Origin of the sequence: Reyranella soli, from assembly GCF_007992495.1 — a bacterium.
Lineage (GTDB): Bacteria > Pseudomonadota > Alphaproteobacteria > Reyranellales > Reyranellaceae > Reyranella > Reyranella soli.
Map to the genome: position 1 here is coordinate 22,232 of NZ_BKAJ01000149.1, position 10,595 is coordinate 32,826.

Consider the following 10,595-nt stretch of genomic DNA (forward strand, 5'->3'; position numbering starts at 1 on the left):
CAGGAGTGATCGTCTGGTGCGTCCAAAACTCATCGGCCGGGCGAGCGGGCGCGGACGCTCGCCAGATGAGCGAGCCCGACGAAGGCCGGCGTCGGATGCACGATGACCGCGGTCGGGATACGGGCGAGATAGCTCGACAGGCGTCCCTTGGCCTCGAACCGCTCGCGGAAGGCGGAGGCACGCAGGAAATCGGTGAAGCGCGGCGCGATGCCGCCGCCGATGAACAGGCCGCCGCGCGCGCCCAAGGTCAGTGCGATGTTGCCGGCGACGCTGCCGAGGAAGGCGCAGAACAGCTCCAGGGCCTCGCGGCTCACCTTGCAATCGTCGGCCAGCGCATGCGCCACGATCTCGCTGCTGTCGCGCTCCGGCACCGTCTGGCCGTCAACGCGGGCGATGGCATGGTAGAGCTGCATCAGGCCCGATCCGGAGAGCACGCGCTCGACCGAGACATGGTGGAACTGCTGGCGCAGGGCGAGGATGATGGCGTCCTCGCGCCGGTTCTCGCTCGACAGCGTGGCGTGGCCGCCCTCCGTCACGACAATGACCTCGGCGTCACCCGCCGAGACCATGGCCGCCAATCCGAAGCCGGTGCCGGGCCCCATCACGGCCATGGTGCCGCGCTCGCCGGGGCGCGCCATGCCCAGCGTCACGATATCCGCGGGCCGCAGGGCGGGCAGCGACCAGGCGAGCGCCTCGAAGTCGTTCAGCACGGCCACGTCGGTCATGCTGAGGCCCTTGGCGATGCGCTCCGAATCGACGATCCAGGCGGCGTTGGTGAGCGTGATCCGGCCACTGTCGACCGGGCCCGCCGCCGCGATCAGCGCCCGCTTGGGTGATTGGCCCTTGGCCGGTCCAGCCAGGAATTCGCGCGCCGCCTCGATCGGCGAGGCGTAGTCCGAAACTTCATAGGTCTCGGCTGCGGCGAGCTCGGTCCCTTCCAGCAGCGCGAAGCGGGCGTTGGTGGCGCCGATATCGGCGATCAAAGCGGGCGTCGTCATGCGTCGATACCTCTTTGCCTGCACAAGCAGTACATTACGACCCATCTGATGTCCGGCAAGCCGCTGGCGACACTGCGCCGGAATACCTTTATCAATATGACAGTGGCGGCTGCGAGCACTCGGAGGACGCATGGTGGACGTCGGGCACAAACTCACGCTGGGGATCGACATAGGCGGCACCGGCCTCAAGGCAGCGGTCGTCGGCGAAGACCTCCGCATGCTCACCGATCGGGTGCGTGTGGCAACCCCGGTCGGGGCGCCGCCGACGACGTTCGTCGAGGCGCTGGTCGGCCTGGTCACCCCGCTCGGCGCCTTCGACCGCATCGCCGTCGGCTTTCCCGGCGTCGTGCGCAACGGTCGGGTGCTGACCGCAGCGAACCTCGGCAACGACAAGTGGGTCGGCTTCGACCTCGCCCAGGCGCTCGAAGCGGCGCTGGCAAAGCCGGTGCGGGTCGCCAACGACGCCGACCTGCAGGGACTGGCCGTGATCGCCGGCAAGGGCGTCGAGATGGTCATCACGTTGGGCACGGGCTTCGGCACGGGGCTCTATTGCGATGGTCAGCTGGCGCCGCACCTGGAGATTGCCCACCATCCCTTCCGCCATGGCGAGTCGTACGACGAGCAGCTCGGCAACGCCACGCGCAAGGTGATCGGCGGCACGCGCTGGAACAAGCGCGTGGAAAAGGCGATCGGCAACATGAGGCGGCTGACCAGCTTCGATCATCTGTTCATCGGCGGCGGCAACGCCAAGAAGATCACCTTCGCCCTCGCACCCGACATCACCATCGTCTCGAACGAGGCCGGCATGGAGGGCGGCGTCAAACTCTGGCGCACCTGACGCCGCTACGGGGCGAGCCCGAACAGCTCCGTCTCCTCGCGCACGCCACGCAGGCGATGGCGGCCGAGCGACACAAGCTCGTGGCGGCTGGCGTCGGCGGCCCGCGCGAAGGACTGCGACATCACGAGATGGCGGCCGAGGGCGTCGCACAGGCGCTCGATGCGCGAGGCCTCGTTGACAGCGGGGCCGATCACCGTGAAGTCGAGGCGCGCGTCGGCGCCGACATTGCCGTAGTTCACGTGGCCGATGTGCAAGGCGATGTCGAGCTCGGGCGTCGACAGCGAGCGGGAGCGGCGCGTCTCGGTCAGGCCCGTCATCAGCGCCAGCGCCTCCTTGGCCGCTTCGAGCGCCATCGCACAGGTCTCGGCGCGCGGCCTGTCCTCGATCCGGAAGATGGCCAAAAGCCCGTCGCCCAGGAACTTCAGGACCTCGCCGCCGCGCGCGGTGACCGGGCGCACCATGCAGTCCAGGCAGTCGTCCAGCAGCATGATCAGGTCGCGGCCCGGCAGCGTATTGGCCAGGGCCGTGAAGCCGCGCAGGTCGGTGAAGAATAGCACCGCCTCGACGCCCTGGACCTCGCCGCGTTGCACCGTGCCGGCCACCACGCGCGCCGCCGGGTCGTGGCCGAGATAGGCCGACAACAGCCCCTGGTAGACGGTGCGCATGGTCGTGGCCTTGGCAGCAAGACCGAAGACCGGCAGCAAGGCCTGCATCGCCTCGATATGGGCATCCGAAAAGCCGCCTGGACGATCGGTGGTGAGAGAGCAGACGAGGAACAGTTCGCCGACGCGTTCCGGACCGGCCGACGCCAGCTCGCCGAACTGGAAGATACGGCCCAGCCATTCCGTCATGCCGGCCAACCGCAGCTCCTCGAACACCGGCACCTCCTGCTCGGGCGGCGGCGAGGTCAGGTCATAACGGCGCTCGGCGATGCCATGCCTGATCATGGGCAAGAAGGGACTTTGCAGGATGATGGGCGAATCGGCCTCGACGTGCTGGAACTCGTAGCGCGCGCTGAGCCCCGTGGCGCGCTCCCAGATGAGGCTGCGCATACGCACCATGGGGTGCAGCGTGTTCATGCCGACGAAGGACCGCGCCACCGGCACGTCGATCTCGTTCAGGCGGCGCACGAAGCCGTCGACGATGTCGTCGAGCGAGAGGTTGCGCAGGCCGGCGTCGGCCAGCCAGTCGGTGACGGCGGTGAGCTTCAATCGCCGCCTAGGCCTTGACGCGATTGCTCGCGCGGCAGCGGCAGGTGTCGAACTGGTGCAGCTCGACCATGTTGCCGCATGGATCGTTCATGAAGAGCTGCGTGGAATCGGGGCTGACGAGCCCCTCGATCACCCAGTACTTGACGCCCATACGGTCGAGCTCGGCCCGCGTTTCCTTGATGCTCCTGACGGCATAGGCGACGTGCGGCCGCGTCGGATCCTCGCCCGGGCCCTTGGCCACCGGCGAGGGCTGCTTGCCGCCGATCAGGTGGATCTGGCCGACCTCGCCGACATTGACCCAGGCGCCCGGGATGCCGGGAATGGTCGGGCGGCCGCTGTCGCACTGCAGGCCGAGCACGTCGGCGTAGAAGTCCTGCGTTGCCTTGAGCTTGGCGCCGTCGTCGTCGACGCGAACGCCGGTGTGATGGATCTCGAGAATTTCGACGGCCATTGTCTGTTTCCTCCTGGCTGGGCCGAGCATAGCGCGGGCGATGCGGCAGCCGGAAGCGGCACCTCAGGCTGCGACGCGACCGAGCCACGCACGCACGCCGTCCAACGTCCGGAAGTCATCGAGGCTGCGGGCGGGCAGATCCGAATGGCTGAGCAACGCCATTTCCGCCAAGGCGCGGCCAGGACCGAGTTCGAGGAAGGCCGTAGCGCCGGCTTCGACGCAAGCATCGAGGCAGGTCGCCCACTGGACGGTCTGCGAGACCTGCGCGGCGAGCTTGTCGATGCCGGCGCCGACATCGACCACGGTATCGCCGTCGATGCTGCTCAGCAGCCGTACCCCGGCGACGGGCGCGTTTGCGACCGGTGCCCGCTTCAAGAATTCGCGAAATGCGGCCGCAGCGGCCGACAGGCGCGGCGTGTGCGAGGCGACGCGCACGGCGATGGCGACGACCCGCGATGCGCCCCTCGCCTTCGCGTCGATCGCCAGGGCGTCCAGCGATGCGCCGTTGCCGCCCAGGACATAGGCGTCGCCCGGATTGACGATGGCGATCGCCGCATCGTGCAGGCGGCAGAGAGTCTCGACCGTCGCGCGCGTCAGGCCGCGTACGAAAAGCAGGCCATCGCCCGCAGAGCTGGCCGCATCCATGGCGTCAGCGCGACGCGCCACCAAATCGAGCGCCGTCTCGGGCGCGACGAGCCCAGCCACGCTCCAGGCCGCCACCTCGCCCACGCTGTATCCGGCGACGACCAGCGGCCGCGGCCAGGCATCGCCGAGGCAGGCCTGGGCCGCCACGGCTTGCAGCGTGCACAAGACCTGGCCGACGCGATTGCCATGCAGCGTGGCGTCGTCGGACTGACGCACCAGATCACGGGCATCGCCGCCGAGCAGCCTCGCCGCATGCTCGAAAAGGCCGGCGGCCGGCAGCGCATCGCCGGTCAAGGCGAACATCCGTTCACTCTGCAGCCCCTGCCCCGAGCAGAGCAGCGCCAACGTCACGACCATGCCTCGTGAGCCTGCACGAACAGGCTCATGGCGAGCAGATCGGCCGCACCACCGGGACTGAGGCGCCGGACAACGAAGGCGCGATGCACGGCGGCCGCACGCTCGCGCCAGCCATTCCTGCCGACGCCACCTTCCTCGAGAAAGGCGCGCGCCTCCGTCTGCGCGAACCGCAGACCCTCCCGGCCGCCCCGGTGCAACAGGTTCGTGTCCTCGACGCCGGCGATGAGCGCGAAGCAGGCCTGCACGCGGCCCGCCTCGCCGTCGACGCTGTTCAGCACCGGCAGGGCGATACGATAGATGCTGGGAAATCCCTGTGCCGCTTCCTGCCTTGCACCTCCCGCACCGTAGCGCCGCGGCCCGTCGGCGATGTCCTCACCCCAGGCGCGGACCACGGTCTCTCCGAGTGTCCGACCAGGCTCGTTCCGGCCGGCCGCGGCACAAAGAAGACCCAGGCCGAAGATGGCGCCGCGGTGGGCATTGACGCCGCCGGTCGCCGCCAGCATCGCTGCTTCGGCCTGCAGCCCTATGGCGCGCAGCCGCTTCATGCCACAGCCCGCTGCGCCGGCCTCGGCGAGGCTCGAAAAAAAAGGCCGAATAGCATCGGCGCTGCGCCGAAGGGTGTCGATATCCATATCGTCGTGGCTTCCGGAATCGACGGTGCTGACCAAACCCGGCTTCGGATAGGTCGTCGCCTCGAGCTCGAGGCACGACACGGCGAGATTGGCGATCACCGCCGTCATTGGCCCAGGAAGTCCGCCGTGTCCAGCAGAACAGCCTCTCCCGCCGTCTTCACCAGCACCTGCGCCGCCCCTTCGTGCAACTCGCGCCAATTCACGCCCGCGCCGTCGCTGCGCACCAGCTCGCCGTCGAGGTTAATGGGCGCGGCGCGTTCGAGGGCGGCGATCGTATCGGTGAGACATCGCACGTCGTGCCGCGCCGGCAACGGCAGCAGCATGTCGAGATCCGATCGCGCCGTCAGGTAGTCGAGCCCGGTCAACAACCGCCATGCCAGGCTGCCGTACAAGCGAGCCTCGCCGCCACAGGCCGCCGCAATCCCGACCAGCCGGTCCATGGTCGGCCGCCACGAGGCGGGCGCCGCCTCCATCGCGGCTTCCATGGTCGGCGGCGGCGACGTCGAGACGATGGCCTCCGCCGGGACGACGAAGGCCAGCCGACGCTTGCCCTGCGCCGGCGGCAACGGCAGGCCGAGCGGCACGCCCGCCGCATCGCCCATCTCATCGCCAGGGGCCATCCGGCGCGCGATCAGCGGCCAGCCGCGCTCGACCCACCCGGCAAGCATCGGTTCCGCTGCGACGTCACGGTGCCGCTCCAGCACCGCAGGCCAGGCCGCTGGCGAAAGGAAGGCGAGATCGTGCCGCCGCAGCCCGGGGTCACGCCGGGTGAAGGGCGAGTTCACGTACGCGCTCAGCGATGTCGGCCGCCTTGGGCCGGCCCTTGCGTTCCTTGCCGAGGCGATCGCGCCGGTCGCCGGCGGCAGCCTCACCCAGTACCGTCTGCAACTGGTCGGCCAGCGAACGCTTATCGTCCCAGATCGCCAGCACTGCACCGGTCTGCGCAAGATTGTCGAGGCCGGGCGCGAAGACCGGCGTCGACTTCGCCTTCTCCTGCAGCGTCTCGATCGTGAGCTTGGTCACCTTCGACATCGACGGCAGATCCATCACCACCGGCGTGGCGCCGGGCAGCGCGACCAGGGTGCGGGTCGACATTGCCGTGGCGATGAAGGCGCCCGCCGCGCTGTGGCCGTAAAGAAGACCGACCGTGTGATGGGCCTGCATGTCGGCGAGCAGCAAGCACTTGGCGAGATGGGCGAGGAACTCATTCAAGCCCAGCAGTTCGTCGCGCTTGCTCATGCGCTGGCTGTCGCTGTCGATCAGCACCAGGATCGGGTCGCGCCCACCGGCCTCGACCGCCTTCAGCACATGGCCCGACAGACGCACCAGGTCGTCGATGCCGAGCGGCGTGCGATCGGCAACGCCGATGACGGTGATGTGTCCGCCATCCTTCAGCGGACCCGAGCCCAGCAGGATGCCCCTGTCCTGCACGACGTCGTGGCCGGCGGGAAACAGCGAGGCGAGGATCTCAGCGAGCGTCATAGCGCGGCTCCCTGGCCTTGTCGGCGATCGCGGTGAATGCCTCGGTGGACAGGCCGGGAACCGATCTGGCGTCGGCGATGCCCTCGCGGGCCCAGATATCGACGGCGTCGGCGCAGTCGCCGAAGCGCTGGAGACGCTCGGTCAGGCGCGCCTGCTCGGCCTTCAGCATGTCGAGGTCGAACGCCGGAGCACGCTCGATCAGCAACAGCGCGGCGGCACGGAAGGCCTCGATCGTGTCGTCGACGAAGGCATCGGCACCGCCGATCAGCCGGCGGTTCCTGCCGCCCATGGTACGCCACACCAGGCTCTTGTCCTTGGAGTCGAACTCCTCGATGCCGCGATTGGTCTCGATGACCTCGGGTCCCGAGACGGCGATGCGGCCATGCTCGGACACCGCCAACGCCGAGCAGGTGCCGGCAATCAGGCCGCCGCCGCCGTAGCAGCCGGAGCGGCCGCCGATCAGGCCGACCACTTTGGCACCGGCGGTGCGCGCCTCGACCAGTGCCCGCATGATCTCGGAGATCGACAGTTCGCCGGCATTGGCCTCCTGCAGCCGCACGCCGCCGGTGTCGAACAGGATCAGCACCGGGATCGCCGGCCTGGTGTCGCGCGCCGCGCGCAGCAGGCCCGTCAGCTTGGCGCCATGGACCTCGCCGAAGGCGCCGCCCATGAAGCGGCCTTCCTGCGCCGCCACGAAGAGCGGCTTGCCGCCCAGCATGCCGCGGCCGACGACGATGCCGTCGTCGAACTGCTTTGGCAGGTCGAAGAGATCGAGATGCGGGCTCATCTCGCGCGCCTCGGGGCCGATGAATTCCCGGAAGGAGCCGGCATCGAGCAGCAGCCGGACACGATCGCGCGCCGATGACTCGTACCAGCTGGAGGTGTGACGCTGGAAGGGCGTGACCGTCTTCTGGTCCGTCATTTCATGTCCTCCTCGATCAAGCGCACCGCCTGGGCGAGCCGCAGGGCAACGGTGTCGGCGCGCGCGCCGCCGTCATTGATCGAAAGCTTGAGACCGCCGGGCGAACGGCGCTCGACGAAGTCGGCGACGACGGCCTCCCAGACCTTGCCGAAACCGCTGATCGGCGTGCTCACGTCGATCTGGCACTCGGTGTCGGGCAGCACCCGTTCGACCAGCACCTCGAGATTGCCCGAGGCGACCACGCCGACGATCGCCTGGGCCCGTGTTCCTGCCGACCGCCGGCCAGCCGTTTGACGGTAGGAGAAGGTTTCCATCGCAGCCTCACCAGTTGCGGAAGCGGGAGGGCGCCGCATAGAGCCCGCCGGACCAATGAACCAGATCCTCGACCGAGCGCGCCGCCAGCAGACTGCGGTCGGCGTCGAGCGGATCGATGCCGAGATCCTCCGGCCAGCGCACCGCGCCGCGCTCGCGCAGCTGCTGCACCATCTTCTTGTCGCGGCCGCGGCCGACGTCGGTGTAGCCCGCCACGGCGCGGATCGCCTGCTCGCGTTCGTCGCGCGTGCGGCAAAGCAGCAGGTTGGCGATGCCGGCCTCGCTGACGATGTGCGTGACGTCGTCGGCATAGACCATGATCGGTGCCAGCTCGAGGTTCAGCTTCTCCGCCAGATCCAGGGCGTCGAGCTTCTCGACGAAGGTCGGCACGTTCTTGTCGCCGAAGCTTTCGACGATCTGCACCACGAGCTTGCGGCCGCGGCGCAGTGGCGCCGGCATGTCGGGCGCGGCCTCCTTCCCGGCCAGCAGCCAGGCGTCGCTGGGATGGCGGCGGCCATGGGGATCGCAGCCCATGTTGGGCGCGCCGCCGAAGCCCGCGATACGCGAAGTCGTGACGGTGGAGGAATTGCCCAGCAGGTCGATCTGCAGGGTCGAGCCGATGAACATGTCGCAAGCATAGAGGCCCGCGGTCTGGCAGATGGCGCGGTTGGAGCGCAGAGAGCCGTCGATGCCGGTGAAGAAGATGTCTGGCCGCGCCCGGATGTAGTCCTCCATCCCGACCTCGCCGCCGAACGAATGGATTTGCTCCACCCAGCCCGATTCAATGGCCGGGATCAGCGTCGGATGCGGGTTGAGCGCGAAGCGGGTCGCGATCTTGCCCTTGAGCCCCAGCCTCTCGGCGTAGGTCGGCAGCAGCAGCTCGATGGCCGCGGTGTTGAAGCCGATGCCATGGTTCAACCGCTTGACACCATAGGGCGCGTAGATGCCCTTGATCGCCATCATCGCCGTCAGGATCTGCGCCTCGGTGATGGCGCCGGGATCGCGGGTGAACAGCGGCTCGACGTAGAACGGCTTGTCCGACTTCACGATGAAGTCGACGCGGTCACCGGGGATATCGACGCGCGGCACCTTGTCGACGATCTCGTTGACCTGGGCGATGACGATGCCGTCGTGGAAGGCCGTGGCCTCGACCACCGTGGGCGTATCCTCGGTGTTGGGCCCAGTGAAGAGATTGCCGTCGCGATCGGCGCTGACCGCGACGATCAGCGCGACGTGGGGCGTGAGGTCGACGAAGTAGCGGGCGAACAGCTCGAGGTAGGTGTGGACCGCGCCCAACTCGATCTTGCCGCCGAACAGCATCTTGGCGATGCGCGTCGACTGCGGGCCGGAAAAGGCATAGTCCAGCTTCCGGGCGATGCCCTTGTCGAACAGGTCAAGATGTTCGGGCAGTACCACGCCCGACTGCACCATGTGCAGGTCGTGCAGCTTACCAACATCCGCCGCCGCGAGGGCGCGCGCCAGCAGGTCGGCCTGCTTCTGGTTGTCGCCCTCCAGGCAGACGCGGTCGCCCGGTCGGATCACGGCTTCCAGCAGCCGCGTGGTGTCCCGCGCCTCGACGATCTTGCCCTTCGCCAGCGCGGCGCCGGCCGCACGGCGGACGTGGCGCGCTGCCTGCGCCTTGTTCCAGCCCATCATCCCTTGCGTCTCCAGTCGAACCCCCATGCGCCACCGGCAGCATCCCCATAGTCAAGGCGACAGGCGATCATAGAAGCCCGAAGCCGCCGTTGCTATCGAGGATATCCGGCGAGATGTGAGGCTGCGACGGGCCGCCTACGCCGGCGGCGGCACCATCGTGCCTTTGGGCAGGGCGGCGCAGTGATCGTAGATCGCCGAGGGCCGGGTGAGCCAGACCTTGTCCTTCTGGGAATGATTGACGATGTGCTGCAGGGCCTCGCGCAGCATGCGCAGGCGATAGGGCTGGCCCACGATCATCGTGTGCAGGGCGATGCCGCAGACCAGTGGCTGCTTGGCCGATTGCCGCAGCAGCTCCTCGAACTGGCCGATGATGAAGTCGCGGAACTGCTCGGGCGTGTGATGGCGCACCAGGATCTGCGGGCTGTCGTTGATCTCGATGGGATAGGGCACGCTCATCAGCGGACCCGAGCGGGTCTTCATCCAGAGCGGCTGGTCGTCGGCCGGCCAGTCCATCAGGAAGTCGAAACCCGTCTCCTTCAAAAGGTCGGGCGTGTGATGGCTGGAACTCATCCACGGCGCCATCCAGCCGCGCGGGCGCTTGCCTGAGGCCTTCTCGATGGCGTCCCGCACCTCCTCGAGGAAACGCTTCTCGTCGGCTTCCCACATCTGGCCGTGGCGCTCGGCGTTGGTGCGGCCGTGGCCGATGAATTCGTCGCCGCGCGCCTTGAGGGCGGCCACGATCTGCGGCGCGTAATCGAACACCGTGGTGTTGATCAGGTGTGCGGCCGGCAGGTTGAGCTCGTCGAACAGTTCCAGGCAACGCCACACGCCGACGCGGTTGCCGTAGTCGCGCCAGGCGAAGGTACGCGGATCGGGCGGCGTGCCGGCTACTGTCAGCAGGTGGCCGTCGCCGGCGCCGAAGGCGAAATGCTCGATGTTGAGGCCGAGATAGACGGCGAGCCGCTTGCCGTCGGGCCAGGAATAATCCTTGCGCTCGGTGATCGGCGAATAGGCGTAGCGGTTGTGGTAGGGCAGACGAAGCATTTTGAACGGATCCTCACTTCAAGCTCATCGGACCGCGGGCCTCCAGG

Annotated in this window: 12 protein-coding genes; 1 reads left to right on the plus strand and 11 read right to left on the minus strand. The window is 68.3% G+C overall.

Going from position 1 to position 10,595, the window contains the following annotated elements; all coding sequences use genetic code 11:
- Positions 1-29: 29 nt before the first annotated feature.
- The gene (glk, locus tag RSO01_RS36030) at positions 30-998 is read right to left on the minus strand and encodes a glucokinase (protein WP_147155443.1); all 969 of its coding nucleotides are present in this window, start codon (positions 996-998) and stop codon (positions 30-32) included.
- A gap of 130 nt (positions 999-1,128) precedes the next feature.
- Between glk and RSO01_RS36035 the strand changes: the two genes are divergently transcribed.
- Positions 1,129-1,836, plus strand: a complete 708-nt coding sequence (locus RSO01_RS36035; RefSeq protein WP_147155444.1) for an ROK family protein — start codon at positions 1,129-1,131, stop codon at positions 1,834-1,836.
- A gap of 5 nt (positions 1,837-1,841) precedes the next feature.
- Here the strand turns inward: RSO01_RS36035 and RSO01_RS36040 are convergent, their stop codons facing one another.
- From RSO01_RS36040 to RSO01_RS36085, 10 genes are all read right to left on the minus strand, one after another.
- Complete coding sequence (locus tag RSO01_RS36040) at positions 1,842-3,047, minus strand: adenylate/guanylate cyclase domain-containing protein (RefSeq protein WP_147155445.1); 1,206 nt, start codon at positions 3,045-3,047, stop codon at positions 1,842-1,844.
- A gap of 7 nt (positions 3,048-3,054) precedes the next feature.
- The gene (locus tag RSO01_RS36045; protein ID WP_147155446.1) at positions 3,055-3,498 is read right to left on the minus strand and encodes a VOC family protein; all 444 of its coding nucleotides are present in this window, start codon (positions 3,496-3,498) and stop codon (positions 3,055-3,057) included.
- Positions 3,499-3,561: 63 nt separating this feature from the next.
- Positions 3,562-4,500: an acyltransferase domain-containing protein gene (locus RSO01_RS36050; protein WP_308933110.1), complete on the minus strand. Its 939-nt coding sequence runs from the start codon at positions 4,498-4,500 to the stop codon at positions 3,562-3,564.
- Positions 4,491-5,240 carry a triphosphoribosyl-dephospho-CoA synthase gene (locus tag RSO01_RS36055; protein ID WP_147155447.1) on the minus strand — a complete coding sequence of 250 codons (750 nt, stop codon included), beginning with the start codon at positions 5,238-5,240 and terminating at the stop codon, positions 4,491-4,493. Before RSO01_RS36055 ends, RSO01_RS36050 begins: the two co-directional genes overlap by 10 nt.
- The gene (gene mdcG, locus RSO01_RS36060) at positions 5,237-5,917 is read right to left on the minus strand and encodes a malonate decarboxylase holo-[acyl-carrier-protein] synthase (RefSeq protein WP_147155448.1); all 681 of its coding nucleotides are present in this window, start codon (positions 5,915-5,917) and stop codon (positions 5,237-5,239) included. The genes RSO01_RS36055 and mdcG overlap by 4 nt, the downstream gene beginning before the upstream one ends.
- The gene (gene mdcE / locus RSO01_RS36065) at positions 5,892-6,614 is read right to left on the minus strand and encodes a biotin-independent malonate decarboxylase subunit gamma (protein ID WP_147155449.1); all 723 of its coding nucleotides are present in this window, start codon (positions 6,612-6,614) and stop codon (positions 5,892-5,894) included. Before mdcE ends, mdcG begins: the two co-directional genes overlap by 26 nt.
- A complete protein-coding gene (locus tag RSO01_RS36070; protein ID WP_147155450.1) occupies positions 6,601-7,536 on the minus strand; it encodes a biotin-independent malonate decarboxylase subunit beta in 936 nt (311 codons plus the stop codon). Before RSO01_RS36070 ends, mdcE begins: the two co-directional genes overlap by 14 nt.
- Positions 7,533-7,850 (minus strand): malonate decarboxylase acyl carrier protein, encoded by a 318-nt coding sequence (mdcC, locus tag RSO01_RS36075; protein ID WP_147155451.1) that lies wholly within the window; start codon positions 7,848-7,850, stop codon positions 7,533-7,535. Before mdcC ends, RSO01_RS36070 begins: the two co-directional genes overlap by 4 nt.
- 7 nt (positions 7,851-7,857) lie before the next feature.
- Positions 7,858-9,504 carry a malonate decarboxylase subunit alpha gene (gene mdcA / locus RSO01_RS36080; RefSeq protein WP_147155452.1) on the minus strand — a complete coding sequence of 549 codons (1,647 nt, stop codon included), beginning with the start codon at positions 9,502-9,504 and terminating at the stop codon, positions 7,858-7,860.
- 135 nt (positions 9,505-9,639) lie between these two features.
- Positions 9,640-10,548 carry a polysaccharide deacetylase family protein gene (locus RSO01_RS36085; protein ID WP_147155453.1) on the minus strand — a complete coding sequence of 303 codons (909 nt, stop codon included), beginning with the start codon at positions 10,546-10,548 and terminating at the stop codon, positions 9,640-9,642.
- Positions 10,549-10,595 lie beyond the last annotated feature (47 nt).